The organism is Mycobacterium sp. UNC410CL29Cvi84 (assembly GCF_000686745.1).
Classification (GTDB): Bacteria; Actinomycetota; Actinomycetes; order Mycobacteriales; family Mycobacteriaceae; genus Mycobacterium; species Mycobacterium mucogenicum_B.
The window spans coordinates 1-26,611 of the sequence record NZ_JMLM01000026.1; the positions used below are offsets into that span (position 1 = coordinate 1).

Consider the following 26,611-nt stretch of genomic DNA (forward strand, 5'->3'; position numbering starts at 1 on the left):
AACGCCTGGTTCAACGAGTGTGGTTTCACGGTACAAAATGTGTTGACCGACAACGGATCCTGCTACCGGTCACACAAATTTCGTGATGCTCTGGGTGACATCAAGCACCGACGAACCCGCCCCTACCGTCCACAGACAAACGGCAAGGTCGAGCGTTTCCACCGCACGCTTGCCGACGAATGGGCCTACGCCCGGCTCTACCGCAGCGACGCCGAACGCTGCGCCGAGTTCCCGCGGTGGCTACACACCTACAATCACCATCGCGGCCACACAGCACTCAAAGGTCAACCACCCGCCAGCCGCGTACCTAACCTCTCAGGTCAGTACAGCTAGCCGCCGAGGACCAGGACGACCAGAAACAGGTTGAGCAGGAACGCCAGCGCGCCGAACACGATGCCGGACAAGGCCAGCAGGCTGCCGCGGGTGCCGCTGCCGGGGATGCGCTCGTAGGCGACGACGCCGAGCCCGACGCCGATGAGTGCCAAGGGCCCGAACACCACACCGGCCAGCGCGCACGCGACCGAGCCGACCGCCAGCCGGTTCACCCGCGCGCCGATCACAAGGTCGGTTCTTGGCGTGAGGCCCAGTCGAACAGCAGCAGGAAGCCGACCAGGCCGACGACGAGCGTGACAGCACCGATGACGATGCCCGCGATGGCCATGGTTCTGCCGTTGGTGCGCGGTCGGCCTTTCGCCTGCGCCAGGGCCACGGTGCCGAGCACGATGCCCAGCACCGAGCCGGCCGGGCCGAACACGAAGCAGATGAAGTAGAGCGGCAAGGCGACCAGCGACGACACCAGCGACCCGATGGCCATGCCGTCGTTCGACCTCGGCGCCGGATACGACGAGTACAGCGGGGGCGGCAGGTAGCCGGACGGCGGCAGGTAGCCGGACGGCGGCAGGTATCCCGGCGGTGCCATCCCCGGCGGCGGGCCGTACGGCCCGGCAGGCGGCGCACCGTAGAAGCCGGGTGGCGGCGGGCCGGGAGGCATGGGTGGCGGCGGCCCGGAAGGCATGGGGAACGGACCCGTCGGGGGCTGCGGTGGGACCTGCGGCGCGGGCGCGGGCGGGCCCTGCTGCCATGGTGCGGAGGTGGGTCCAGGCTCTTCGAGCGCCGGGTACTCGTACACCGGGTAATCGCTGGTCGCTTCGGCATCGGTGCCGGTCGGCGGCGGCACGGACCCGGCCGGCATCGAGGGATCCCAGGAGGGTTGGCCCGACTGCCCGCCCGGACTTGTCATGCCGACCAACCTAGCGCACGAGTTCATGGCATCGTGGTAGCCGAAGCGCGTTCCGAGGCGAGTGACAGGAGACCAGGGGCATGACGAATCCGCTGCAGCCCGACCGGACCCCGGGCCCGGGTGGACAGCCCGGATTGCCGACTCCGCCCAAGGGCTGGCCCATCGGTTCGTACCCGACCTATGCCGAGGCGCAGCGCGCCGTCGATTACCTGTCAGACCAAGAGTTTCCGGTGCAGCACGTGACCATCGTGGGCGTCGACCTGATGCAGGTGGAGCGGGTCACCGGGCGGCTCACCTGGCCGCGCGTGCTGACCGGCGGGATCCTGACCGGGGCGTGGCTGGGCTTGTTCATCGGGCTGGTGCTCGGGCTTTTCGGTACCAACGCGTGGGGCTCGCTGTTCACCGGCCTGATCGCCGGCATCTTCTTCGGCCTGATCACCTCGGGCGTGCAGTACGCGATGTCCCGCGGCACAAGGGATTTCAGCTCCACCATGCAGCTCGTCGCGGGCCGCTACGACGTGTTGTGCGATCCGGTGTGTGCCGAACAGGGCCGCGATCTGCTGGGGCGGCTGTCGCTCTAGGGCCTTCCGGCCTCGGTCGCCATATCCGCCACCAGGTGGCGATATGTTGCATGGCACACCTGCCGCGCTCTACGGTTTGCGCGCGGGAGGTTCCCGTGAGACAGGAGGCGTCCGTGGTGCGCGCGGGAAAGCTGCGGGCTGCGCTGGTAGCGGGTGCGGCGGCGTGCACGGCCGCCACGTTGGTCTCCGCCTGCGGTTCCGGTGCGGGCGGCACCGTCGTCAGCGTGTACACGTCGGCCAATGAGAAGGCGACGTTCTCGGCCCTCGCCAGGCGGTGCAACGCCGAACTGGGCGGCCGTTTCAGCATCAAGCAGGTCAGTCTGCCCAAGGGCGCGGACGATCAGCGGCTGCAACTGGCGCGCCGGCTGACCGGCAACGACAAGAACCTCGACATCATGGGCCTGGACGTCGTGTGGACCGCCGAGTTCGCCGAGGCCGGCTGGGCCGTGCCGCTGTCCGACGACCCGGCCGGTAAAGCGGAAGCCGACGCCGCCGACGACACCTTGCCCGGACCGCTGAAGACCGCGCAGTGGCAGGGCCGGCTGTTCGCCGCGCCGATCACGACCAACACCCAAATGCTCTGGTACCGGGCCGATCTGATGTCCGAAGCGCCGGCCACCTGGGACGACATGGTCGCGCAGGCGACACGGCTGCATGCCGCCGGCGGACCGAGCTGGATCGCCGTGCAGGCCAAGCAGTACGAGGGCCTGGTGGTCTGGTTCAACACCTTGCTGACCAGTGCCGGCGGCAGCGTGCTGTCCGACGACGGCAAGACCGTCACCCTGACCGACACCCCTGAGCACCGCGCCGCGACCGTCAAGGCGCTGCAGGTCATCAAGTCGGTGGCCACCGCACCCGGCGCCGACCCGTCGATCACCCAGACCGACGAGGGGACGGCGCGGCTCGCGCTCGAGCAGGGCAAGGCCGCGCTCGAGGTGAACTGGCCGTTCGTGCTGCCGTCGCTGCTGGAGAACGCGGTCAAGGGTGGGGTGCCGTTCCTGCCGCTCGATCAGCACGCGGAGCTCAAGAGCGCCATCAACGACGTCGGCACCTTTGCGCCCGACGATGCGCAGTTCACCACCGCCTACGACGAGAGCAAGAAGGTGTTCGGCTTCGCGGATTACCCAGCGGTGCAGCCCGGGGTGCCGGCCAAGGTCACCATCGGCGGGCTGAATCTTGCTGTGAGCAAGACCAGTACGCACAAGGCCGAGGCCTTCGAGGCCATCCGGTGCATGCGCAGCGCGACCAACCAGCAGTTCACGTCGGTCGAGGGCGGGCTGCCCGCGGTCCGCGCGTCGCTGTATGACGATGCCAAGTTCCAGGCCAAGTATCCGCAGTACGCGGTGATCCGCCGCCAGCTCGCCGACGCCGCGGTCCGGCCGGCCACGCCGCAGTATCAGGCGGTGTCGACGCGGATTTCGGCGACGCTGGCCCCGATCACCAAGATCGACCCGGAGCGCACCGCCGACAAGCTGGCGTCCGAGGTACAGCAGGCGATTGACGGCAAGGGGCTGATTCCGTGAGCGACACCGGAGTTGCGAACACGGCAGCCAACCCCGAGCGCCGGCTCGCCTACCTCCTGATCGCCCCCGCCGTCCTGGTGATGCTGGCGGTGGCCGCGTATCCCGTCGCCTACGCGGTGTGGCTGAGCCTGCACAGGGACAACCTCGCGGCGCCGGCGGAAACCCGCTTCGTGGGCCTGGACAACTACACGACGATCCTCACCGACCACTACTGGTGGACGGCGTTCGTGGTCACGCTCGGCATCACGGTGGTGTCGGTGGCCATCGAGTTCGTGCTCGGTATGGCGCTGGCGGTGGTGATGCACCGGACCATGTTCGGCAGTGCCGTCGTGCGTACGGCCATCCTCATCCCGTACGGCATCGTGACCGTAGCCGCTTCCTACAGTTGGTATTACGCGTGGACGCCGGGCACCGGATACCTCGCGAACCTGCTGCCGACGGGCACCGCGCCGCTGACCGAACAATTGCCGTCGCTGGCCATCGTGGTGCTCGCCGAGGTGTGGAAGACGACGCCGTTCATGTCGCTGCTGCTGTTGGCCGGGCTGGTGCTGGTACCCCGGGAACTGCTCGACGCGGCGCAGATGGACGGCGCGGGCCGCTGGCAGCGATTCGCCAAAGTGACTCTGCCGCTGATGAAACCGGCCATCCTGGTGGCCCTGTTGTTCCGCACGCTGGACGCGTTCCGCATCTTCGACAACATCTATGTGCTCACGGGCGGCACCAACAACACCGGTTCGGTGTCGATCCTGGGTTACGACAACCTGTTCAAGGCGTTCAACATCGGCCTGGGCTCGGCGATCAGCGTGCTGATCTTCCTGACCGTCGCGATCATCGCCTTCATCTACATCAAGATCTTCGGTGCCGCGGCGCCCGGTGCGGAAGCCGAGGTGCGGTGACGTGAGCGGGCAGAGAAGTGGCGGCCGGTTGGCCGGCTGGGGCGTGGTCAACATCCTGGTGGTGATCTACGCGCTGCTGCCGGTGCTCTGGATCTTCTCGCTGTCCCTCAAGCCGACGTCAACGGTCAAGGACGGCAACCTGATTCCGCGTCAGATCACCTTCGACAACTACAAGGGCATCTTCACCGGCGGCGCCTTCGGCTCGGCACTGTTCAACTCGATCGGCATCGGGCTCATCACCACCGCCATCGCGGTGACGATCGGTGGCATGGCCGCCTACGCCGTGGCGCGGCTGGACTTTCCGGGTAAGCGGCTGCTGGTCGGCCTGGCATTGCTGATCTCGATGTTCCCCCAGATCTCGCTCGTGACACCGCTGTTCAACATCGAGCGCACCGTCGGGCTGTTCGACACCTGGCCGGGCCTGATCCTGCCGTACATCACCTTCGCGCTGCCGTTGGCGATCTACACCCTGTCGGCGTTCTTCCGGGAGATCCCTTGGGATTTGGAGAAGGCCGCCAAGATGGACGGCGCCTCGCCGGGGCAGGCCTTCCGGAAGGTCATCGCGCCGCTGGCCGCGCCCGGCATCGTCACGGCGGCCATCCTGGTGTTCATCTTCGCCTGGAACGACCTGCTGCTGGCGTTGTCGCTGACCGCCACCCAGCGGGCCATCACCGCACCGGTGGCGATCGCGAACTTCACGGGCAGTTCGCAATTCGAGGAGCCGACCGGGTCCATCGCCGCCGGCGCGATGGTCATCACGGTGCCCATCATCATCTTTGTTCTCATCTTCCAACGACGGATCGTCGCGGGCCTGACGTCCGGTGCGGTGAAGGGGTAGGTCATGGCCGAAATCGTTTTGGACCACGTCACCAAGAGTTACACCGGCGGGGCGACCGCAGTGCAGGACCTGTCGCTGACCATCGCCGACGGTGAGTTCCTGATCCTCGTGGGGCCGTCGGGGTGCGGAAAGTCGACGACGCTCAACATGATCGCCGGGCTCGAGGACATCAGCTCCGGCGAACTGCGCATCGGCGGGGAGCGGGTCAACGAGAAGGAGCCCCGCGACCGGGACATCGCGATGGTGTTCCAGTCCTACGCGCTCTACCCGCACATGACGGTGCGGCAGAACATCGCGTTCCCGCTCACGCTCGCGAAGATGCCGAAAGCCGAGATCGCGGCCAAGGTCGAGGAGACCGCGAAAATCCTTGACCTGACCGCACTTCTGGACCGCAAGCCGGCCCAGCTGTCCGGCGGCCAGCGGCAGCGCGTGGCGATGGGACGCGCCATCGTGCGCAGCCCCAAGGCCTTCCTGATGGACGAGCCGCTGTCCAACCTGGACGCCAAGCTGCGGGTGCAGATGCGCACCGAGATCGCCCGGCTGCAGGCCCGTCTCGGCACCACCACCGTCTACGTCACGCATGACCAGACCGAGGCGATGACGCTGGGGGACCGCGTCGTCGTGATGAGCGGCGGTGTGGCACAACAGGTCGGCACCCCAGACGAGCTGTACAACGCGCCGGCCAACCTGTTCGTCGCCGGCTTCATCGGTTCCCCGTCGATGAACTTCTTCCCGGCCACGCGGACGGACGTCGGGGTGCAGCTGCCCTTCGGCGAGGTCACCTTGAGCGACGACGCCCGCGCGGCGCTCGACCTGCAGCGGCCGTCGGCCGACCTGATCGCGGGTGTGCGTCCCGAGCAGTTCGACGACGCCTCGGTGATCGATGCGTACGCGCGCATCCAGTCGCTGACGTTCGAGGTCGACGCCGAGCTGGTGGAATCACTCGGCGCGGACAAGTACGTGCACTTCCGCCTCGAAGGTGCCGGCGCCCAGGCCGCGCAGCTGGAGCAGCTGGCCGACGACACCGCGGACGCCGGGTCGAGCGAAAACACCTATGTGGCACGGGTTTCGGCCAAGTCGTCCGCGACGGCGGGCAGTCGGGTCGAGCTGGCCCTGGACACTTCCAAACTGACCCTGTTCGACCCGGCCACGGGTCGCAACCTGTCACTACCGCAGTGACCGACGTCCTCGGCGCGGTTCGGGCCCGTCTGACAACGCATTTCGCCGACCGCGGCAGTACCGCCGAGCCGGTGGGTGCCAGCGTCACCTTCCTCGGCGCCGACCCCATCGAGGTGCTGCGCTACGGGCCGACCGACGGCGACGTGTATCACTATGCGTCCCTGGGCTGTTCGCGCTACCCGATGACGGACCCGATGGACATGGTGGCCGACGGGATCCGCGGCCCGCGGGCGGAGGCCGTACTGTCCCTGCGCGGCCCCACCCCGACGGCGCTGGCCCGCTCGATCGCGGTACTGGCGTCGGCGCCCGCCGTCGAAGGCCTGATCCTGGAGCCGGATGCGCTGATCGATCTGCAGCAGCCGGTCTGGCAGGGGGCGGCATTCACCGCATTCCTGTTGGGCGCCAGCGACATCGGCGAAGTCGAGCTGCCCGAGCCGTACCAGCCGGTGCGGATCCTGAGCGCCACCCCCATCACCGCCACCGAGGCCGCCTGGGTGCGGCTCAAAGGCGCCGGCGCCATGCGGGATGCGTGGCAGCAGGACGGCGTCGACGTCCTCGATCAGCGACGCCGGGCCGCCGAACCTCGGGCCTAGGACGTGTTGTTGGGACAGGCGACATCGGCCCACACGACATCACCCTCGGCGGGTTCGTCGGAGGACGGGTTGTTGACCCGGACCACGGTGCAACGGGGCAGGAGCACCGGCTTGTTGCCGTTGAGCCAGTTGATCCTGACGGTGTAGCCCTCGGCTTCGAGGTCTCTGATCACGGCGTCCGCGCCATTGGCGTGGGCGGCCGGCGCTGTGATGCCCGTGAGCACCCCACTGGCAACGACCAACGCGACTACGGTGGACTTGCTACCAATTTTCATTGGAAGATCATGCCCGAACAGTTGTCACCGGTGGCCCGTTTTGCTATGCACCGCGACGCTCAGCGCCGTACGGACCTCAGCAACCGCGCGTTCGGCGGCACGGACGGCACCTTCCAGGTAGCTCTCGAATTCCGGGGCGGTCTCCGTGCCGGCCCAATGCAGCCGACCCACCGGCGCGGTCGCGGCGTCGCTGTAGCCGGTGAGTATCCCCGGGGCACGGGTACCCACGCAACCGTTGATCCACGGCTCGTCGGCCCATGACTTCTCCACGACCTCAACCGGATTCGCCGCTTCGGGGCCGAACAACGTGACCAGGTCGCGCACGAACGCAGCATGGCGGGCGGACGGGTCATTCAGCACCTCGTCGGTCCAGGTGAAGCCCGGACCGGAACCGGCGGTGCCGACGAAAGCGAGAAGGACACCCACACTGGCGTCCAGGGGCGAGTTGTCGACGACGAAATGTGCGATCGGCAAATCGGTGATCGCCGATCCGTTGAACCCCTGCTCGCGCCAGAACGGCTTGTCGTAAACCGCGAACACCTTGCTCTCGGTGCCGTTGTGCCAGGCCTTTTGCAATGCGGCGCGACGGACCGGCAACGCGGGGGTGACACTGATCCGGCCCGTGTCCGCGGGAGTCATGGCCACGATGACCCGCTGGCAGTGGACGTCGATCCGCGCCGAGCGGACGGTGACGCCGTCGGCGTCCTGATGAATATCCCGGACGGGGGAATCGATGATCACGCGGTTGCCCAGCTTCTCCGCGAGTGTCGCGGACACCAGGTGCATGCCGCCGACCACCCGGGAGTCCTGCGCGCCGTCGCGGGTATTCACCATGAAGTTGATGCCGCCCGACGTCGTGATCTGGTGCAGCACCTTGAGCAGCGAAACCCGATGTGGGTCTTCGGCATACACCGTTGTGAAGCACAGCGTGAACACATGCCTGGCCTCGTCGGTGAGGCAGTTGGCATCCAGCCAGTGTCCCAGCGTGGTGCTGTCCCAGGCGGTGGCCTTCTTGGCGGTCCAGGGGGCCGTCGCAGGCACCTGCTTGGCCATGCGCTCGAGCCGGAACTGTGCTTGGGCGAAGTCGAGCATCGCCGCAGGGCTCAGCGGGGGAATCGTGCCCCGGTAGGTACGGCGCTTCCCGTGCTTCAGGTAGATGGATTTGCCTTCGGTATAGGTCTGGAACGTCGACAGACCCAGTTCGTCGATCAGTGCATACATCCGGGTGTGCAACGGGCCGATCCACTGGCCTCCGCCATCGGTGACCGCGCCGGCGCCGACGTCGACGTTGACGGTGCGCCCACCCACTCTGTCGCCGGCTTCGAGCACCAGTACCGAAACCCCTTGCTGGGCGAGCCGGTATGCGGCGGTGAGGCCCGACAATCCGGCTCCGACGACGACAACATCGACAGTCTTCGACTCGGTCATGTTCGCTGCTCCTGATATTCGACGGCAGAGCTCCGGTCGGGATAAACCAAAACTCGATTCGATATTGAGATTAAGGGCGGCTGATGCTAGCGTCAACATCGATATCGATTTCAGATCGAGTTTTGCATCACATCCGAATCAGACCGAAGTCCTCGACAGATATGGGGTATCGCCATGGGTGCCAAGCGAATTGTCTTCATCGGCGCGGCCGGCGAGATGTGTCGGCTCGCCATCCAGCGTTTCGCCGTCGCCGGCGGAGACTGGGAACTGGCGCTCTACGACATCCGACCCGAGCTTCTCGATCCACTGCTGCAACGGCTGCCGGCCGGCTTGGCCACCACGGCGCGCCTCGACCTCTATGACACCGAGGGGTTGCGGGCCGCGGTCGACGGCGCCGCGTTGGTGGTGCTCGGCGCCGGGCCTTACAACCGCACCGCCGGTCCGGTGATGGCGGCCTGCCTGGGGGCCAGAGTGCCCTATCTCGACTTCGACGACGACATCGAAAGCACTTTGCACGCCCTGTCATTGCACGACGAAGCCCGCGCGGCCGGGGTACCGATGTACATCGGTTGCGGCGCGTCGCCCGGCATCACCAACGTCTTCGCCGCCGATGCGGCCGCCGAACTCGACACCGTCGAGAACATCGACGTGTACTGGGTGGTCGGTGACGAGCGTGGGGCCGTCGGTCGTGCCGTGCTCGACCACATGCTGCGGGTCGCCGCCGGCCCGTGCATGACGTGGCAGAACGGCGGACCGGTCATGCATCAGTCGTGGCTCGAGACCCGCTGGACCGAATTGGGCGGCGGGCTGGGCCTGACGATGGTGCACGAAACCGCGCACCCGGAACCGGTGACGTTGCCGCGAAAATATCCGGACGCCAAGAACATTCGCTGCTTCGGCGGTCTGGACCCCGCGGGCTACAACGGCTTCGTTCGAGGTCTGGGCCTGGCGGTGCAAAAAGGCCAGATGCCGATGGAGCGGGCCATCGATTTCGCCGTGGCCGCGATGACCAACAAGTTCGGCAGCGTCGCTGGTTGGCGTTATGCGTTGTCCGGCATCGGCAAGCTCGTCTCTGACGGTGAGGCGACGCGCGCCGAACTGATCAAGTTCCTCGCCATGGCGGCGGTCGGCCACACGTTCCCGCATCGATCGGGCCTCAAGGTGGAGGCCACCGGGCTGCGAAACGGATTGCCGACGGCGGTGACCCGCCGTACCCCGGTGAGCGGAGCCGGTACCTATCTGTTCACGAACATGGCGGCGGCGACGGGCACGGCCTGTGCGGCCTTCATGGTGGCGGCGCTCGACGAGGAACCCGGAACGCGCGCAGGGGTTTTCGCCCCCGAAGAGTGGGTCGAGCCACAGCGGTTCTACAAGGCGCTGGAACAGGTCGGCACCCCGCGTGCCGAGATCCTCGACGACGCGCACTAGGGACGGGCCGCGCCATGGATCTCAAGACCGGGCTGTTCGCAGTCGCCGATCTCTTCATGATGTTCGCCGGATTCACCTACGGCCTCAAGTTCATTCGCAATTACCGGAACTACCTGCTCGGACTCGAATGGATCGTCGTCGCGACGTCGGGCACCAACTTCCTCATCTGGGGCCTGGTAGGCGCCGACGAATCCAGTCCGATGTACCACCTGGCGTACTTCTTCGATGCGTTCTCCCGCTCGATCGGCATCACCGTGATCCTCGTCCTGGGCCTGATGAAGGTCACGCACGGATACACGCCGTCAGTGGCCGTCGATGTCGGCGTTTTTGCGCTCGCCATCGTCGGCGGACTGGTGATGTCGAATTTCGCGGCCGAACTCGGCGTGGCCGGTGCGATCTTCTACGTGGTGATGAACGTGCTCACCAGCTTGTTCCTGCTGTATTTCGCCTGGCGGGTATGGCAGGTCGGCGCCCGCGGCATCGCGCTGGCCACTGTGGCCGCCACGGCGGCGGGCGCAGTGGTCGCCGCGATCTACGACTTCTATCGCATCCCCGGCGACGACGCCCACCGAACCATCTTCTACATCATCGCGCTCGCCACGTGGGGCATGCAGATGACGGTGTGCTACTTCGCATATCGCGCACTGCACGGCAGCAATGAACGCGCCGCGGCTGCGCAGGCCCCTGCGTTGATATGATGTCGAATCGTGTTCGATAACCAGGCGTCGGCATTGCCGACCGTGGTGCAGCGCCGCGGGATCGAACGAGTACAGGCCATCCTCGACGCGGCCTCCGCGTTGCTCGCGGAGCAGGGTTATGACGCCGCGACGCTCAAAGCGGTCGGCGAACGCGCCGGCATTCCGACGGCGTCGATGTATCACTACTTTCCCGATCGCCATCAGGTGGACGCGGCACTCGCGCAGCGTCATCTCCGCGACCTCGACGCGCAGATTTCGGCGTCGGTGCGCGCGTCGAAACTGCGGTCACTGGCTGACGCGGTGGACGCCGTCGTCGACCCGTACCTCACCTACTTCCGTGAGCACGCCGACTTCGTGCAGCTGTGGTTCGCGAGCCGGACTCCGACACTCAGTGAACTGGCCACCGAGTTCGACGAGTTCCAGGCGAGGCAGTACTGGCAGGTACTCATCGAGAAGGGGCTGATCCGTTCCGGCACCCCGGAATTGGTGGTGCAGCTGGCATTCGAGGCCGGCAACCGGTTGTTCGACTTCGCGTTCCGGCGGTCGCCCAGCGGTGACGACCTCGCCATCGACGAGGCGCGCCGCCTGCTGACCGCGTACCTCGGGACCTACGCGCCGAAGGTGACCAAGGCGCGCCGGGCGAAGTAGGTCACAGCCAATGGTTGTGGCGGAAGGTCCGGTACAACCCCGTGCAGACCAGCACCATCACCGTCAGCACGGCGAAATAGCCGTAATGCCAATGCAGTTCGGGCATGTTGTCGAAGTTCATGCCGTAGATGCCGGCGATCATCGTGGGCATCGCGGCGATCGCGACCCACGCCGAGATCTTGCGCATGTCCGCGTTCTGTTCCATCCCGACCTTGCCGAGCGCGGCCTGCACCAGCGAGCTCAGCAGGTCGTCGAACCCGGTGATCTGGTCGGCGGCCTGGCTGTTGTGGTCATGTACGTCGCGGATGTAGCGGCGGACTTCTTTGGAGATCAGGTCGTTGTGGTCGGACAGCAGTCGCTGCAGCGCCATCGTCAGCGGATTCACCGAATGCCGCAGCTCGACGACCTCCCGCTTGAGCAGGTAGATGCTCTCGATGTCGGTCTGCGTGTGCGACGAGAAGACGGTCTGCTCGATGGTGTCGATATCGGTCTCGACGAGCGAGGTGACTTCGAGGTAGCTGTCCACGACATGGTCGGCGATGGCGTGCATCACCGCGTACGGGCCCAGTGTGAGGATGGTCGGCGACTCGTCGAGTCGGTGCCGCACGCCGGCCAGTCCGCTGTGCTCGCCGTGCCGGACAGTGACGACGAAGTCGGGCCCGACGAACACCATGATCTCGCCGGTCTCGACGATCTCCCGGGCATTGGCCACGGACTCGTGCGCGACGTAGCTGACGGTCTTGAGCACCAGGAACAGCGTCTGGTCGTAGCGCTCCAGCTTGGGCCGCTGATGAGCGCAGACGGCGTCCTCGACGGCCAGTTCGTGCAACCCGAAGACGTCGGCGACAGCCTGCATCTGGTGCTGGTCGGGCTCGTGCAGCCCGATCCACACGAAGGCCTCCGCGCCGGCCGCGCGCAGTTCGCGCACCTTGGCCACCGCGGCACCGTGGGTGTACTTGCCGGGTAGCCGCGCGCCCATGGAGTAGACGCCGCAGTCGACGGTGGCGCGGGCGACCGGAACGTGGATCGAGCTGGCATCGGGGCCGGCTTGCGTCTTCTTCGGGACGGCACGGAAGTTCGATGGTTGGAGCGCGCGGAACGAGGGCATGCGGCTGACCTCCCGTGGGGCGGACTTCTCGGATCAATAGACCAGTCGCAAATGCTACGCGGAACCCGCGAGTAACAATTGAGTGAAGTAGCCTGACGCGGTGTCAGATAAGTCAGGTGCTGTGCGCACACCCCAGGTGGTCATCGATGATGCGGAAATTTTCGCCGCCCACGAAGGGGGCAAGCTCTCCGTAGCCCTCAATGAGCCGCTGGATACCCAGCGCGCGTTGTCGATCGCCTACACCCCGGGCGTCGCCCAGGTGAGCCGCGCCATCGCGGCCGATGCGACCCTGGCCAAGAAGTACACCTGGGCCAACCGCCTGGTCGCCGTCGTCAGTGACGGCAGCGCCGTGCTTGGCCTCGGCGACATCGGCCCCGCGGCGTCCCTGCCCGTCATGGAGGGCAAGAGCGCCCTGTTCAAGACCTTCGGCGGCCTCGACTCCATCCCGATCGTGCTGGACACCAAGGATCCCGACGAGATCGTCGAGACCCTGATCCGGCTGCGTCCGACGTTCGGCGCCGTCAACCTGGAGGACATCTCCGCGCCGCGATGTTTCGAGATCGAGCGCCGCGTCATCGAGGCGCTGGACTGCCCCGTCATGCATGACGACCAGCACGGCACCGCCATCGTGGTGCTGGCCGCGCTGCTGGGCGCCACCAAGGCCCTCGACCGCGACATCCACGACCTGAAGGTCGTCGTGTCGGGCGCCGGCGCCGCCGGCGTCGCCTGCACCAACATCATGCTGGCCAGCGGCATCCGCGACATCGTCGTGCTCGACAGCAAGGGCGTCGTGCACTCGGGCCGCACCGACCTCAACAGCTTCAAGGCCGAACTGGCGAACCGCACCAACCCGCGTGGGATCACCGGCGGTGCCGCCGAGGCACTGGCCGGCGCCGACATGTTCCTCGGCCTGTCGGCCGGTGTCATGCCGGAGGAGATCGTCGCCACGATGGCCCCCAACGGCATCGTGTTCGCGCTGTCCAACCCGGACCCGGAGATTCACCCGGACGCCGCCCGCAAGTACGCCGCCGTGGTGGCGACCGGCCGCAGCGACTTCCCGAACCAGATCAACAACGTGCTGGCCTTCCCCGGCGTCTTCCGGGGCGCCCTGGACGCCGGTGCCCGTCGCATCACCGAGGAGATGAAAGTGGCTGCCGCACATGCCATCTTCTCGGTCGTCGGTGACGATCTGACGGTCGACTACATCGTGCCCAGCGCGCTCGACCCGCGCGTGGGTCCGGCCGTGGCGGCTGCGGTGGCCGCCGCGTCGCAAGCCTGAACGCCATGAGCCGCCGGGTCGCGGCGAGCGGTGTGGCGCTGGCCGCACTGCTCACCGCGACGACGGCGGGCTGCAGCACCGGACAGTCGGTGCCGGGACCTCCGGCACTGACAGTCGGCGCGGCGCCGACCAGCGAGTCGAAACTGCTCGCTCACCTGTACTCGGCGGCGCTGGGCTATTTCGGTATCCCGACCCGTGTGCACCTGGTCCCGGATCCTGTTGCGGCCCTTGACTCCGCCGATGTGACGGTGGCGCCGGGGCTCACCGGCGAACTGCTCGCCAGGTTCGTCCCGCACGCCACGGCACGGGCCGACGAGCAGGTGTACCGGTCGATGATCTCGGCGTTACCCGAAGGCGTCGCCGCCGCCGACTACACGGCGTCGGCACAGGACAAGCCGGCTGTCGCGGTCACCGCCGCGACGGCGGACCGCTGGGGCAAGCGGGATGTCGCGGCGCTACCGGGGCATTGCGGCGGTTTGTCCGTCGGAGTGGTGGCGGGGGACGCGCACCCGGCTCGCGTGGGGGATTGCGTCCTACCGACCGCTCGTGAATTCAAGGACGCCGCAGGCCTTTTCGACGCGTTGAAGGCGGGCGCGGTGACGGTGGCCTGGACCTCGACCGCGGCGCCGGCCGTACCGGCGGGTGTGACGGTGCTGACCGACCGCACCGCGCTGATCCGCGCCGAGAACGTGGTGCCCTTGTACCGGCGCAACGTCCTCGCCGAACAACAGGTGTTGGCGCTCAACGGAATTGCCGGCGAGCTGGACACCGCGACGCTGACCGACATGATCGGTCAGGTCGACAAAGGCGCCGATCCGGCGGCGGTGGCGGGTGCGTGGCTGGCCCAGCACCCGCTGGACCACTAGCCGAGCCGCGGCAGCACCCGTCCGGCGATGGCGGCGAACAGGCCCTGGTAGGCACCTGACCCGGTGATCCGGACGATCACGTCGACGATCTTGGCGTCGGGCCCGACCAGCACCCGGGCGTGGCCCTTGCGGACGGCCTCGAGGATGATCTGCGCGGCCCGTTCCGGCGTGGTCAGGGCCGCCCGGTCGAACAGCTTGTTCAGGCCCGCGGAGTCGATGTCGGAGGCCGCGGTCGAGTTGCGCACGATGTTGGTCTTGATGCCGCCGGGGTGCACCGTGGTGACCTTCACCGGATGCCCGGCGAGCTTCATCTCCTGGCGCAGCGCCTCGGTGAAGCCGCGGACGGCGAATTTGGCTGCGTTGTAAGCGGATTGGCTGGGTACCGCGAACAAGCCGAAGATGCTCGAGACGTTGACGACGTGCCCGTCGCCCGAGGCGATCAGGTGCGGCAGGAAGACCTTGGTGCCGTTGACGACGCCCCAGAAGTCGACGTCCATGACGCGCTCGATGTCCTTGAACTGGCTGACCTCGAGATCGCCGGTGAAGGCGATACCGGCGTTGTTGTAGACCTGGTTGACCTTGCCGAAGTGCTTGACCACGTCGTCGGCGTACAGCTCGAAGGCCTCCCGCTCGGCGACATTGAGCCGGTCGGCTTTCACCGGAGCGCCGATGGCCTTGACCTGTTCCTCGGTCTTGGCCAGGCCCTCGGTGTCGATGTCGCTGATCGCGAGCGACGCACCCGAGCGCGCCAGTTCGATGGCCAGCGCCTGACCGATACCCGATCCGGCTCCGGTGATCACACAGACCTTGCCGGCGAATCCCTCCATGACCGCTCCTTTGCGTTGGGTGGTGGGTGTCAGTGCGAGCGCGACGGCATCACGCGGGACGTGACGCGGGAGAACAGGTCCTGGTACGCGCCCGAGCCGGTGGCCCGGATGATGACGTCCAGCAGCTTGGCGTCCGGCCCGACGAGCACGCGGGCGTGGCCCTTGCGGACGGCCTCCAGGATGATCTTGGCGGCGCGTTCGGGCGTGGTCTTGGCCAGCTTCGCGTCGAAGGTCTTGGCCAGTTCCTTCGGGTCGATGCCTTCGACCGCGGTGGAGTTGCGGGCGATACCGGTCTTCACGCCGCCGGGGTGCACCGTGGTGACCTTGACGGGGTGGCCGGCGAGCTTCATCTCCTGGCGCAGCGCCTCGGTGAAGCCGCGGACGGCGAACTTCGAGGCGTTGTAGGCGGCCTGGCCGGGGACAGCGAACAGGCCGAAGACGCTGGAGACGTTGACGACGTGGCCGTCGCCCGAGGCGATGAGGTGCGGCAGGAATTCCTTGGTGCCGTTGACGACGCCCCAGAAGTTGACGTCCATGACCCGTTCGATGTCCTTGAACTGGCTGACCTCGATGTCGCCGGTGAAGGCGATGCCGGCGTTGTTGTAGATCTGGTTGACCTTGCCGAAGTGCTCGGCGACGGCGTCGGCGTAGAGGGCGAAGGCCTCGCGCTCGGTGACGTTGAGGCGGTCTGTCTTGACGGGGGCGCCGATGGCCTTGATGCGCTCTTCGGTCTCGGCGAGGCCCTCGGTGTTGACGTCGCTGATCGCCAGCTTGGCGCCCGAGCGGGCGAGCTCGATGGCGAGGGCCTGACCGATACCCGATCCGGCTCCGGTGACGACACAGACTTTCCCGGCGAAGCCCTCCATGAACACTCCCTTGTGGTCGATGCGCGTGCTGCTAGCGACAGTATCCGGTACCGCCGGTGTCGGATGGCACCGGGTGTGCTGCAAGAGTGGCGGTACCCAACGGTACCAAACCGTCCTCAACCTGTGAATCATGCAAGGAAACGGCCGCCGCAAGCGCATTTTGTCGCTTCTCGCCGACGTTACGGAGACGCTCGCTGCACTGCTCCGCTTCTTCGACCCGACGGCAAGGAGTTGATTCCGATGACAGCATCATGGGGCCTGACCGGACCGCAGTTTCTGGGGATCTATCTCGTCACGTATCTGCTTGCGCTGGCATTGATGTACGCCTTCCGAGCGGTGTTGATCCACTCGGAAACTGCGGAAACCGATGCCGCGACTCCGCGGCCGCTGCTGGATCCGTACGAGACCGCTTACCTGGCCGGCGGCTCGGACCGTGCTGTCAGCGCGGCGATCGCGAACCTGGCCCTCAGCGACCGGCTTCTGGTTTCTCGCGGCGGCACGCTCACCGTTGCCGCCGACGTCACGCTGACCGACGATGTGGACGCCGCCGTCGCCGACTGCGTGTCCGCGGCGCCCCGCCGGAAGGTCGCGATCAAGCGTCTGCGCGAGCACCCGCGCATCGTGGCGATCGGTGACCGGTTGCGCGCCCGCGGTCTGCTTCTCGACAGCGCTTCGACCGCCGCTCTGCGCGCCTGCGTGCTGCTGCCGTGCGCGGTGTGGGTTGTCGGTGTGATCCGGTTGATCAACGGCATCGAGCTGCACCACAAGGTCCTTCTGCTGTTCGTTTTCCTGGTGGCCACCGGCTTGTCGACGCTCGTCCTGGTGCGCGGATTTCTTGCCGATGCGGCACACCAACCGTCCGCGGCAGGACAACTCGCACTGCAGGGCATGCGCAACCGGTATGAGTCCGGGGCGGCCCTGACCGAGCCTGCGACGGAGGCCGGGCGCACCGATGCCGCCCGCCTGGCACAGGTGGTCGGCGTCGCGCTGCTCGGATTCGCCGCGCTGACCGACGACGATCTGCGCACCTCGTTGCTCGGCAGCGGCGGCGTCGCAGATGGCGGTGGTTGTGGCGGCAGTGGGGGATGTGGCGGCGGCTGCGGCGGGTGTGGCGGGTGCGGCGGATGACCGCCGGTGCCTCCGGTCCCGCCGTCGGTATCGGCTGGCGGCCCGAGATCGACCTCACCATCGAGCGACTGCCAGGTGTCGAGTTCATGGAGGTGATCGCCGAAGGCATCCAGCCTGGCGCCCTGCCGGAGTCGTTGGAGGCGATCCGTAGTCGCGGAATTCCCGTTGTGCCACACGGAATTTCGCTTTCGCTGGGTGGCGCGGAGCGGCCTGAATCCGCCCGGCTGAAGCACCTCGGCGAGTGTGCGGCGGCCCTCGGCGCCCCGTTGGTGAGCGAGCACATCGCTTTCGTGCGCGCCGGAAACCGCGAAGCCGGGCATCTGCTGCCGGTGCCGCGCAGCCGCGCCGCGCTCGACGTCGTCGTGGCCAACGTCCGGATCGCCCAGGATGCGCTGGCCGTTCCGCTGGCCCTCGAACACGTGGCGTCCGTTGTGTCCTGGCCCGACGACGAGCTCACCGAAGCGCAGTTTCTGTGCGAGATCATCGAGCGCACCGGCGCGCTCCTGCTGCTGGACGTGGCCAACCTGTACACGTCCGCCGTCAACTTCGGCGCCGATCCACTCGAGGCACTCGACACGTTGCCGTTGGATCGGATCGCCTACGTCCACGTCGCCGGCGGTGCCTTGCGCGACGGCGTCTGGCACGACACCCACACCGCCGACGTCGCCGAGCCGATCCTGGACCTGCTCGCCGAGCTCGCGGGCAGAACCGCGTTGCCGGCCGTCATGCTGGAACGCGACGGCGCCTATCCGGCACCGAGCGTGCTGGCCCGGGAGTTGGCCGCCATCCGGTCGGCTGCCGGGCGAGCCGGTGACGACGTGGTCCGGCCCTGGGCCGCGGGACTGCGGTGTGCATCCGGTCGAGTGGCGCCCGGGGAGACCGACATCGCGCGCCGGGAGTTGGCCGACGCCGAGGACGCACTGCTACAGGCACTGCTGGGACTGTCCGGCCCGCCGCCGGGATTCGACGCCGACCGGGTTGCGGTGGCCGGCACCGCATTGGCGCACAAGCGAGCCCATACTCACGCGAAAATGAGCTTGGGTGCGAAGTTCCGCCGGAACTTCGCACCCAAGCTCAGGTTCGACGCTACGGGGCGAACGCCTCGTCGATGATGGCCTGCTGCTCGATGGCGTGCACCTTCGAGCTGCCCGACGACGGCGCGCTCATGGCCCGGCGCGAGATGCGCTTGATGCCGGTCAGGCGGTCGGGCAGCAGCTCCGGCAGGCTCAGGCCGAACGTCGGCCAGGCACCCTGGTTGGCCGGCTCCTCCTGCACCCAGAAGTACTGCTGCACGTTCGGGTACTGGGCCAGCGTCGCCTCGAGCCGGCGCTTGGGCAGCGGGTACAGCTGCTCGATGCGCACGATCGCGATGTCCTCGCGCTTGTCCTTGGCCTTGCGGGCCACCAGCTCGTAGTACAGCTTGCCGCTGGTGAGCAGCACCCGGGTGACCTTCGACCGGTCGCCGACGCCGTCTTCGTAGGTCGGCTCTTCGAGCACCGAGCGGAACTTGATCTCGGTGAAGTCCTTGATGTCGCTGACCGCGGCCTTGTTGCGCAGCATCGACTTCGGGGTGAAGACGATGAGCGGCCGGTGGATGCCGTCGAGGCCGTGCCGGCGCAGCAGGTGGAAGTAGTTGGCCGGGGTCGACGGCATCGCGACCGTCATCGAACCTTCGGCGCACACCTGCAGGAACCGCTCGATGCGGCCCGATGTGTGGTCCGGGCCCTGGCCCTCGTGACCGTGCGGCAGCAGGAGCACCACGTCGGAGAGCTGGCCCCACTTGGCCTCACCGGAGCTGATGAACTCGTCGATGATCGACTGCGCGCCGTTGACGAAGTCACCGAACTGGGCTTCCCACAGCACCATGGCGTCGGGGTTGCCCACCGAGTAGCCGTACTCGAAGCCGACCGCGGCGAACTCCGACAGCGCCGAGTTGTAGATCAGCAGCTTGCCGCCGGTCGGGGTGCCGTCGGTGTTGGTGGCCAGCAGCTGCAGCGGGGTGAACTCCTCACCGGTGACGCGGTCGATGAGGACCGCGTGCCGCTGCGTGAAGGTGCCGCGCTGCGTGTCCTGACCGGAGAACCGGATGAGCCGGCCTTCGGCGACCATCGAGCCCAGGGCCAGCAGCTCGGCGAACGCCCAGTCGACCTTGCCTTCGTAGGCCATCTCGCGGCGCTTCTCCAGCACGGGCTTGACGCGTGGGTGCACGTTGAAGCCCTCGGGCACCGCGAGGTGTGCGTCACCGATGCGGGCCAGCAGCGACTTGTCGACCGCGGTCAGCAGGCGCTGCGGGATGGTCTGGTCGGACTCCACCGACTCACTGGGCGCGAGCTCGTGCTTCTCGAGCTCACGGACCTCGTTGAAGACCCGTTCGAGCTGGCCCTGGTAGTCGCGCAGGGCGTCCTCGGCCTCTTTGAGGGAGATGTCACCGCGGCCGATGAGGGCTTCGGTGTAGGTCTTGCGGACGCCGCGCTTGGTGTCGATGACGTCGTACATGTACGGCTGGGTCATCGACGGGTCGTCGCCTTCGTTGTGGCCGCGGCGGCGGTAGCACAGCATGTCGATGACGACGTCCTTCTTGAACGCCTCGCGGAAGTCCACGGCGAGGCGGGCCACCCAGGCGCAGGCCTCGGGGTCGTCGCCGTTGACGTGGAAGATCGGCGCGCCGATCATCTTGGCCACGTCGGTGCAGTACTCACTGGAGCGCGAATCCGTTGGCGCCGTGGTGAATCCGATCTGGTTGTTCACGACGATGTGGATGGTGCCGCCGGTGCGGTAGCCCTTGAGCAGCGCGAGGTTCAGCGTCTCGGCCACGACGCCCTGGCCGGCGAACGCGGCGTCGCCGTGCAGCATCATCGGCACGATCGAGAAGCGGCCGTGCGCGTCGCTGTCGTCGTGTTCGTCGCCGACCAGCAGGTCCTGCTTGGCCCGGACCAGGCCCTCGAGGACCGGGTCGACGGCTTCGAGGTGACTGGGGTTGGCCACGAGCGACACGTCGATCTCGTTGTCGCCGAACATCTGCAGGTAGTGGCCGGTGGCACCGAGGTGGTACTTCACGTCGCCGGAACCGTGCGCCAGCGCCGGGTTCAGGTTGCCCTCGAACTCGCTGAAGATCTTCGAGTACGGCTTGCCGACGATGTTGGCCAGCACGTTGAGACGGCCGCGGTGCGGCATGCCGATGACGACTTCGTCGAGGTTGTGTTCGGCCGCCTGGTCGATGGCGGCGTCCATCATCGGGATGACGGCTTCCGCGCCTTCCAGCGAGAAGCGTTTCTGCCCAACGTATTTGGTGTGCAGGAAGGTCTCGAAGGCCTCGGCGGCGTTGAGCTTGGACAGGATGTACTTCTGCTCACCGACCGTGGGCTTGTCGTGCTTGACCTCGACGCGCTCCTGCAGCCATTTCTGCTGCTCGGGTTCGAGGATGTGGGTGTACTCGACACCGACGTGGCGGCAGTAGGCGTCGCGCAGCACCGACAGCACGTCGCGCAGCTTCATGAACTGCTTGCCGGCGAAACCGTCGACCTTGAACTCGCGGTCCAGGTCCCACAGCGTCAGGCCGTGGGTGTTGACGTCGAGGTCGGGGTGGCTGCGGAAGCGGGTCTTGTCGAGACGCAGCGGGTCGATGTCGGCCATCAGGTGGCCGCGGTTGCGGTAGGCCGCGATCAACTCGATGATGCGGGCGTTCTTGTGGGCGATCGAGTCCGGGTTGTCGATCCGCCAGCGCACCGGCTCGTAGGGGATGCCCAGCTCGCGGAAGATCTCGTCGAAGAAGGCGTCGTCGAGCAGCAGGTGGTGCACGGTGCGCAGGAAGTCGCCGGACTCGGCGCCCTGGATGATGCGGTGGTCGTAGGTCGACGTCAGTGTGATGAGCTTGCCGACGCCGAGCTCGGCGATGCGCTCTTCGCTGGCGCCCTGGAACTCGGCCGGGTACTCCATGGCACCGGCGCCGATGATGGCACCCTGACCGCGCATCAGGCGCGGCACCGAGTGCACGGTGCCGATGGTGCCCGGGTTGGTCAGCGAGATGGTGACGCCGCTGAAGTCCTCGGCGGTCAGTTTGCCGTCGCGGGCGCGCCGGACGATGTCCTCGTAGGCGGCGATGAACTGGCCGAATTGCATTGTCTCGCAACGCTTGATGGCTGCGACGACGAGCTGGCGCGAACCGTCCTTGTTCTGCAGGTCGATGGCCAGGCCGAGGTTGGTGTGCGCCGGCGTGACGGCCGTCGGCTTGCCGTCGACCTCGGCGAAGTAGCGGTTCATGTTGGGGAACTGCTTGACCGCCTGGACGATCGCGTAGCCCAGCAGATGGGTGAAGCTGATCTTGCCGCCGCGGGTGCGCTTGAGGTGGTTGTTGATGACGACGCGGTTGTCGATCATCAGCTTCGCGGGGATGGCGCGCACGCTCGTGGCGGTCGGCACGTCCAGCGACGCGTTCATGTTCTTGACGACGGCGGCAGCGGCGCCGCGCAGCGTCTGCGTCTCGGCGTCCTCGGCGGGCGCGGGTCCGGCAGCGGCCTTGGCGGGGGCGGCCTTGGCAGGCGCGGCGGGGGCCGGGGCAGCCGGTGCGGCAGGGGCCGCGGCGGGAGCCGGTGCGGTCGGCGCAGCAGCCGGGGCTGCGGGTGCGGCGGCGGGCGCCGGGGTCGCCGCGGCTACGGAATCTGTTGTGTCCGTGACGGGTTCGGGGTTGTAGTCACGCAGGAAGTCGTGCCAACTCGGGTCCACCGAGGACGGGTCCTCACGGAATTTGCGATACATCTCTTCGACCAGCCACTCGTTCTGACCGAATGGTGAAGGTGATGTGCTCACGGCCGCTATTCGCCTCGTTTCCTTCTGTCCGGCGAGTGCCGGACCTCAGCCCGGCGTACGCGCCCTCTGTTGTGTTGGCGGTCGCCCGCCCCCGTGCCGACTAAGGCTAACCCGTCGGTCGAATCCTCGGACGGCGGAAGCCTACGTATTGGTTCATCAATCTGCGGAGGGTTTGCTAATCCCGTGCCTCGGGCAGCACGTGCAGCGTCTGGCGCCACCGCGCCGGGGCGGGCCCGAAGGCCGCGCGGGCGTTCTCGATGATCTTCTTGCTCATCAACCGGTTGCCGACACCGCCGATCACCGCGCCGACGCCGACCGGCAGCAGCTTGCCGAACGCGATGGCGCCGCGCTTGAGCGTGTACTTCTTCACGAAGAACTTCAGCAGTCGCGAATTCAATTGCGAGACAGCCGGTAGCGGAACGGTCGCGGCGCCGTCGGCCAGCCACGCGCCGCTGGTGCGGCCGGTGCCGAGCAGGTCCCCGATGGCGTGCTTTCCTTCGTCGCCGACGAGTACGGCGAGCACCAGCGCGCGACGACGCTCCCGCTGGTCGACCGGGATGCCGTGCACCTCGGCCACCGCCAGGGCGAACACCGCGGTCGCTTCGAGGAACACCACGGTCTCGCCGGCGACCGCGGACATCGCGACGAGCGTGCCGATGCCGGGGAAGGCCGCGGCCGATCCGACTGCGGCGCCGCTGGCCATGGTCGCGGCCAGGTAGTGCTTCTCGAGTTTGGTGACGATCTCGGCCGGGGTGGCACCGGGGTTGTGTTCACGTAACCGGTTCACGTAGGCGGCCACTGCCGGCGCCTGCACTCGGGCTCCGCCTTCGAGGATGTGCGAGAGCGCCTTGGCGGCAGCGCCAGGGTTCTCGGCGTGGGCGTCATGCTTCACAGGCAACTGCCCCTTCATGCTGGAGCGAGCACTCATCGGCCGGCCTCTCCATCTCCGTCTCAGGAATTCAGGCTAACGCGTGGTCAACGATCGGGGTGGCATCTGAGTGCCCGGCACCGGCTGAGCCGGTGATCACATCTGAACACTGCGGGTTTGCCGGGAAGAAAAAACCGGTATGCATTGCTAACCATATTCATGGCAGCATCGCCCCTTGTGGATCTGACAGCGGTAGGCGACGCCACCGATAGTGGCGTGCCCGCCGAGGCCCCGGAAGTACGTCCGGCGCCGAGCCGTACCCGGATGATCGTGGTGCTCGGCCTGCTGGTCGCACTGGGCCCGCTGACCATCGACATGTACCTGCCGGCACTGCCCCGGATTGCCTCTGAGCTGGGGTTGTCGTCGTCGGTCGCGCAGCTGACGCTGACCGGGACGCTGGGCGGCCTGGCCCTCGGCCAGCTGATCGTCGGCCCGCTGTCGGACGCGCTGGGCCGTCGGCGGCCGCTGGTCGCCGGCATCCTGCTGCACATGGCGGCGTCGCTGCTGTGCCTGTTCGCGCCGAACATCGAGGTGCTGGGCATCGCCCGCGCGCTGCAGGGTGTGGGTGCCGCCGCGGCTTCTGTCGTGGCCGTCGCTGTCGTGAGTGACCTCTTCGAAGAGTCGGTCGCGGCCGTCGTGATGTCGCGGTTGATCCTGGTCCTGGGCGTGGCGCCGGTGTTGGCGCCGTCGCTCGGCGCGGCCGTGCTGCTGCGCGGTTCGTGGCACTGGGTTTTCGCCGCGCTCGCCGTCCTGGGCGGCGCGATCCTGGCGGTGGCGGTGCTGGCCCTGCCCGAGACCCTCGCCGTCGCCGACCGGCGCCCGCTACAACTGCGGGCGATCTTGCGGACGTACGTCGAGGTGCTGAGCGATGTCCGCTTCGTGGTGCTGGTCCTCGTCGGTGCCCTCGGCATGTCGGGCCTGTTCGCGTACATCGCCGGTGCCGCCTTCGTGCTGCAGGGGCGGTACGGCCTCGACCAGCAGTCCTTCGCGCTGGTGTTCGCCGCCGGGGCGATCGCGCTCATCGGCTCCACCCAATTCAACGTCGTACTGCTGCGCCGGTTCGAGCCGCAGAAGATCGCGGTGGTCGCGCTGATCGCCGCGTCGGTGTTCGGCCTCGTGTTCGTCGCGCTGGCCGCACTGCACGTGGGCGGGCTGGCCGGTTTCCTCATCCCGGTATGGGCGATGCTGGCCGCGATGGGCCTCGTGATTCCGAACACACCCGCCGTCGCACTGGCCCGTCACCCCGATGCCGCCGGCACCGCGGCGGCCGCGCTGGGCGCCGCCCAGTTCGGGCTCGGCGCGGCGGTGGCGCCACTCGTCGGCGCGCTGGGCAACGGTGAGTTGGCGCTCGCGGGCGTGATGACGACGGGCGTCGTGGTCGCCCTGTTCGCGCTGCTGGCTGTCGGCGACAAGGGTGAGTCGGGACACGAACGCCACCGCCATTAGGTCTGTGGTGGCGGCGCCGAACTGCTGACTTGTTCGGATCCGCGACTGTCCGTAGCGTCGAAGTGGAGACCGGCACATCGGCCGGCCACCAGACTTGATACCCACTGCATGCATACGTTGATTTCCGCCGGAGTTCGTCGGTGAGCGCTGCGCAAGTGAGTCGGCCGTGGCATGCCCTCTGGGCCATGATGTTCGGCTTCTTCATGATCCTGGTGGACTCCACGATCGTCGCCGTCGCCAACGTCGTCATCATGCAGAAGCTCGGCACCGACTACGACGGTGTCATCTGGGTGACCAGTGCCTATCTGCTGGCGTATGCGGTACCGCTGCTGGTCGCGGGCCGGCTCGGTGACCGCTTCGGGCCGCGCAACCTGTATCTGACGGGCCTGGCCGTGTTCACGCTGGCGTCGTTGTGGTGCGGCTTGTCCGGCAGCATCGGGATGCTGATCGCCGCGCGCGTCGTACAGGGGCTGGGCGCGGCGCTGCTGACGCCGCAGACCCTGTCAACGATCACGCGAATCTTCCCGCCCGAGCGCCGGGGCGCGGCCATGAGCGTGTGGGGCGCCACGGCCGGGGTGGCGACGCTGGTCGGTCCGCTGGCCGGTGGCGTGCTGGTCGACCATCTCGGCTGGCAGTGGATCTTCTTCGTCAACGTGCCGATCGGCATCGTCGGCCTGGCGCTGGCCTGGGTGCTGGTGCCGCAGCTGCCGACCGAGCGGCACCGGTTCGACGTCCTCGGCGTGGTGCTGTCGGGTGTCGGCATGTTCGGCATCGTGTTCGGCCTGCAGGAGGGGCAGACGCACGGCTGGGCCTGGTGGATCTGGCTGGTGATCCTCGCCGGCGTGGGCTTCATGGCCGCCTTCGTGTACTGGCAGGCGGTCAACCCGGACGAGCCGCTGATCCCGCTGACGGTGTTCCACGACAACGACTTCTGCCTGTCCAACGTGGCCGTGGCCACCATCGGCTTCTGCGTCACCGCGATGATCCTGCCGGTGATGTTCCACGCCCAGGCCGTCCTCGGCCTGAGCGCCACGGAGTCGGCGCTGCTCACCGCGCCCATGGCGGTGGTGTCCGGGATGCTGGCGCCGCTCGTCGGCAAGCTGATCGACCGCTACCCGCCGCAACCGATCGTGGGGTCGGGATTCTCAGCGCTGGCGATCGGGCTGACCTGGTTGTCGTTCGGGCTGACTCCCGACACGCCGCTGTGGCAGCTGGTACTGCCGTTCATCGTCATGGGCATCGGCATGGCGTTCATCTGGTCGCCGCTGGCGGCGACCGCGACCCGCAATCTGCCGCCGCGGCTGGCCGGCGCCGGGTCCGGCGTCTACAACGCGACGCGGCTGGTCGGCTCGGTGCTGGGCAGCGCCGGCATGGCCGCCTACATGACGTCCCGGATCAGCGCCGAGATGCCAACCGGCGGCCGTCCCGTTGCCGGCGAAGGCACACCGGTGACGCTGCCGCCGTTCCTGCACGAGCCGTTCGCGACCGCGATGTCGCAATCGCTGCTACTGCCGGCGTTCGTCGCGTTGTTCGGCATCGTCGCCGCGCTGTTCCTGCGGGGCCAGGCGACCGCCGCGCCGTTGGTTCGACCCCGGACCTCTGTCCCGGAACCGCCCGAACCCAACTACTTTCCCGATGACGACGACTACGTCGAGTACACCGTCGACCGCGCCGCGTTCGACGCCGTGGCTGACTCCGAGCAGTGGGACCGGTACGCCGTGCCCGCCGAATCTGATGAGGACTACGCGCACTTCGAGTCCGAAGACCCCGACGAGCCGCGCACCTCACCTATTCCGATGCGCGTCGACCACTGGCACAGTCCGCGTCGCCCGGAGGTCGTGGCGGCTGAAGCGCCTCCGACGCCGCGGCGCGGCCGGCACTATCGGGAAGACGACGAGGCCGACGATCCCGGCATCTACGGTTTGCATTCGATGTAGTGCCGCACGGGTTCGCACCGGCTCGCGAACGTAACCGCAGGGCGATTTCCGGCGACCATTCGCGCCGTGGCGTTACGGCCGCGACCGGCGGTG

The 26,611-nt window shown here is 67.6% G+C and carries 25 protein-coding genes; 16 read left to right on the forward strand and 9 right to left on the reverse strand.

The features are described 5' to 3' along the window. The coding region (locus BR47_RS0126005; RefSeq protein WP_020100013.1) for an integrase core domain-containing protein at window positions 1-333 on the forward strand (333 nt) is incomplete at its 5' end. Here the strand turns inward: BR47_RS0126005 and BR47_RS0126010 are convergent. Together BR47_RS0126010 and BR47_RS31525 are read right to left on the reverse strand one after the other, a co-directional pair. Further along, window positions 330-560 (reverse strand): DUF4190 domain-containing protein, encoded by a 231-nt coding sequence (locus BR47_RS0126010; RefSeq protein WP_020101592.1) that lies wholly within the window; start codon window positions 558-560, stop codon window positions 330-332. The genes BR47_RS0126005 and BR47_RS0126010 overlap by 4 nt on opposite strands. Next, the gene (locus BR47_RS31525; protein WP_036427806.1) at window positions 557-1,240 is read right to left on the reverse strand and encodes a DUF4190 domain-containing protein; all 684 of its coding nucleotides are present in this window, start codon (window positions 1,238-1,240) and stop codon (window positions 557-559) included. The genes BR47_RS0126010 and BR47_RS31525 overlap by 4 nt, the downstream gene beginning before the upstream one ends. Before the next feature lie 80 nt (window positions 1,241-1,320). Between BR47_RS31525 and BR47_RS0126020 the strand changes: the two genes are divergently transcribed. The 6 genes from BR47_RS0126020 (at window position 1,321) to BR47_RS0126045 (ending at window position 6,850) form a co-directional block, all read left to right on the forward strand. Further along, on the forward strand, window positions 1,321-1,821 hold the full coding sequence (locus BR47_RS0126020; RefSeq protein ID WP_029121280.1) for a YflT domain-containing protein: 501 nt from the start codon (window positions 1,321-1,323) through the stop codon (window positions 1,819-1,821). 116 nt (window positions 1,822-1,937) lie between these two features. Further along, a complete protein-coding gene (locus BR47_RS0126025; RefSeq protein WP_029121281.1) occupies window positions 1,938-3,344 on the forward strand; it encodes an ABC transporter substrate-binding protein in 1,407 nt (468 codons plus the stop codon). Further along, entirely contained in the window at window positions 3,341-4,240 is a 900-nt protein-coding gene (locus BR47_RS0126030; RefSeq protein WP_020101587.1) for a carbohydrate ABC transporter permease, read from the forward strand. The genes BR47_RS0126025 and BR47_RS0126030 overlap by 4 nt, the downstream gene beginning before the upstream one ends. A gap of 1 nt (window position 4,241) precedes the next feature. Further along, window positions 4,242-5,078 carry a carbohydrate ABC transporter permease gene (locus BR47_RS0126035; protein WP_029105253.1) on the forward strand — a complete coding sequence of 279 codons (837 nt, stop codon included), beginning with the start codon at window positions 4,242-4,244 and terminating at the stop codon, window positions 5,076-5,078. Window positions 5,079-5,081: 3 nt separating this feature from the next. Next, on the forward strand, window positions 5,082-6,257 hold the full coding sequence (locus tag BR47_RS0126040) for an ABC transporter ATP-binding protein (protein ID WP_020101585.1): 1,176 nt from the start codon (window positions 5,082-5,084) through the stop codon (window positions 6,255-6,257). Beyond that, complete coding sequence (locus BR47_RS0126045) at window positions 6,254-6,850, forward strand: suppressor of fused domain protein (protein ID WP_020101584.1); 597 nt, start codon at window positions 6,254-6,256, stop codon at window positions 6,848-6,850. Before BR47_RS0126040 ends, BR47_RS0126045 begins: the two co-directional genes overlap by 4 nt. Here BR47_RS0126045 and BR47_RS0126050 read toward each other — a convergent pair. Together BR47_RS0126050 and BR47_RS0126055 are read right to left on the reverse strand one after the other, a co-directional pair. Further along, entirely contained in the window at window positions 6,847-7,125 is a 279-nt protein-coding gene (locus BR47_RS0126050) for a hypothetical protein (RefSeq protein WP_036420522.1), read from the reverse strand. The two genes, BR47_RS0126045 and BR47_RS0126050, sit on opposite strands and share 4 nt — an antisense overlap. 24 nt (window positions 7,126-7,149) lie before the next feature. Beyond that, window positions 7,150-8,553: a flavin monoamine oxidase family protein gene (locus BR47_RS0126055; protein ID WP_020101582.1), complete on the reverse strand. Its 1,404-nt coding sequence runs from the start codon at window positions 8,551-8,553 to the stop codon at window positions 7,150-7,152. A 174-nt stretch (window positions 8,554-8,727) separates the two neighbouring features. On the opposite strand from BR47_RS0126055, the gene BR47_RS0126060 reads away from it, so the two are divergent. Genes BR47_RS0126060 through BR47_RS0126070 form a run of 3 tightly spaced genes read left to right on the forward strand, consistent with a single transcriptional unit; the run spans window position 8,728 to window position 11,327 of the window. After that, the gene (locus BR47_RS0126060; RefSeq protein WP_020101581.1) at window positions 8,728-9,981 is read left to right on the forward strand and encodes a saccharopine dehydrogenase family protein; all 1,254 of its coding nucleotides are present in this window, start codon (window positions 8,728-8,730) and stop codon (window positions 9,979-9,981) included. 14 nt (window positions 9,982-9,995) lie between these two features. Next, window positions 9,996-10,679: a hypothetical protein gene (locus BR47_RS0126065; protein WP_020101580.1), complete on the forward strand. Its 684-nt coding sequence runs from the start codon at window positions 9,996-9,998 to the stop codon at window positions 10,677-10,679. A 9-nt stretch (window positions 10,680-10,688) separates the two neighbouring features. Beyond that, entirely contained in the window at window positions 10,689-11,327 is a 639-nt protein-coding gene (locus BR47_RS0126070) for a TetR/AcrR family transcriptional regulator (protein WP_020101579.1), read from the forward strand. A 1-nt stretch (window position 11,328) separates the two neighbouring features. Here BR47_RS0126070 and corA read toward each other — a convergent pair whose 3' ends face one another. After that, window positions 11,329-12,435, reverse strand: a complete 1,107-nt coding sequence (gene corA, locus BR47_RS0126075) for a magnesium/cobalt transporter CorA (protein ID WP_029121282.1) — start codon at window positions 12,433-12,435, stop codon at window positions 11,329-11,331. Between the two features lie 136 nt (window positions 12,436-12,571). Between corA and BR47_RS0126080 the strand changes: the two genes are divergently transcribed. Together BR47_RS0126080 and BR47_RS0126085 are read left to right on the forward strand one after the other, a co-directional pair. Next, on the forward strand, window positions 12,572-13,714 hold the full coding sequence (locus tag BR47_RS0126080; protein WP_029105252.1) for an NAD(P)-dependent malic enzyme: 1,143 nt from the start codon (window positions 12,572-12,574) through the stop codon (window positions 13,712-13,714). Between the two features lie 5 nt (window positions 13,715-13,719). Beyond that, window positions 13,720-14,580: a glycine betaine ABC transporter substrate-binding protein gene (locus tag BR47_RS0126085; RefSeq protein ID WP_029121283.1), complete on the forward strand. Its 861-nt coding sequence runs from the start codon at window positions 13,720-13,722 to the stop codon at window positions 14,578-14,580. On the opposite strand, the gene BR47_RS0126090 is transcribed toward BR47_RS0126085, so the two are convergent. Both BR47_RS0126090 and BR47_RS0126095 read right to left on the reverse strand, forming a co-directional pair. Beyond that, entirely contained in the window at window positions 14,577-15,407 is an 831-nt protein-coding gene (locus tag BR47_RS0126090) for an SDR family NAD(P)-dependent oxidoreductase (RefSeq protein ID WP_029121284.1), read from the reverse strand. The two genes, BR47_RS0126085 and BR47_RS0126090, sit on opposite strands and share 4 nt — an antisense overlap. A 29-nt stretch (window positions 15,408-15,436) precedes the next feature. Next, entirely contained in the window at window positions 15,437-16,273 is an 837-nt protein-coding gene (locus tag BR47_RS0126095) for an SDR family NAD(P)-dependent oxidoreductase (RefSeq protein WP_029105251.1), read from the reverse strand. A gap of 240 nt (window positions 16,274-16,513) precedes the next feature. Here BR47_RS0126095 and BR47_RS0126100 point away from each other — a divergent pair, with 240 nt between their 5' ends. Together BR47_RS0126100 and BR47_RS0126105 are read left to right on the forward strand one after the other, a co-directional pair. After that, window positions 16,514-17,401, forward strand: coding sequence for a TIGR04222 domain-containing membrane protein (locus BR47_RS0126100; RefSeq protein WP_029121285.1), 888 nt, complete (start codon window positions 16,514-16,516; stop codon window positions 17,399-17,401). After that, window positions 17,398-18,513, forward strand: coding sequence for an MbnB/TglH/ChrH family RiPP precursor modification enzyme (locus BR47_RS0126105; RefSeq protein ID WP_231506785.1), 1,116 nt, complete (start codon window positions 17,398-17,400; stop codon window positions 18,511-18,513). The genes BR47_RS0126100 and BR47_RS0126105 overlap by 4 nt, the downstream gene beginning before the upstream one ends. Here BR47_RS0126105 and BR47_RS0126110 read toward each other — a convergent pair. Together BR47_RS0126110 and BR47_RS0126115 are read right to left on the reverse strand one after the other, a co-directional pair. Further along, window positions 18,488-22,156 carry a multifunctional oxoglutarate decarboxylase/oxoglutarate dehydrogenase thiamine pyrophosphate-binding subunit/dihydrolipoyllysine-residue succinyltransferase subunit gene (locus BR47_RS0126110; RefSeq protein WP_020101571.1) on the reverse strand — a complete coding sequence of 1,223 codons (3,669 nt, stop codon included), beginning with the start codon at window positions 22,154-22,156 and terminating at the stop codon, window positions 18,488-18,490. The two genes, BR47_RS0126105 and BR47_RS0126110, sit on opposite strands and share 26 nt — an antisense overlap. Window positions 22,157-22,382: 226 nt before the next feature. Continuing rightward, complete coding sequence (locus BR47_RS0126115; RefSeq protein WP_029105249.1) at window positions 22,383-23,135, reverse strand: hypothetical protein; 753 nt, start codon at window positions 23,133-23,135, stop codon at window positions 22,383-22,385. 159 nt (window positions 23,136-23,294) lie between these two features. Here BR47_RS0126115 and BR47_RS31530 point away from each other — a divergent pair, with 159 nt between their 5' ends. Both BR47_RS31530 and BR47_RS31535 read left to right on the forward strand, forming a co-directional pair. Beyond that, window positions 23,295-24,581, forward strand: coding sequence for a Bcr/CflA family efflux MFS transporter (locus BR47_RS31530; protein WP_051128485.1), 1,287 nt, complete (start codon window positions 23,295-23,297; stop codon window positions 24,579-24,581). A 185-nt stretch (window positions 24,582-24,766) separates the two neighbouring features. Further along, entirely contained in the window at window positions 24,767-26,518 is a 1,752-nt protein-coding gene (locus tag BR47_RS31535) for an MFS transporter (protein ID WP_051635012.1), read from the forward strand. Window positions 26,519-26,611 lie beyond the last annotated feature (93 nt).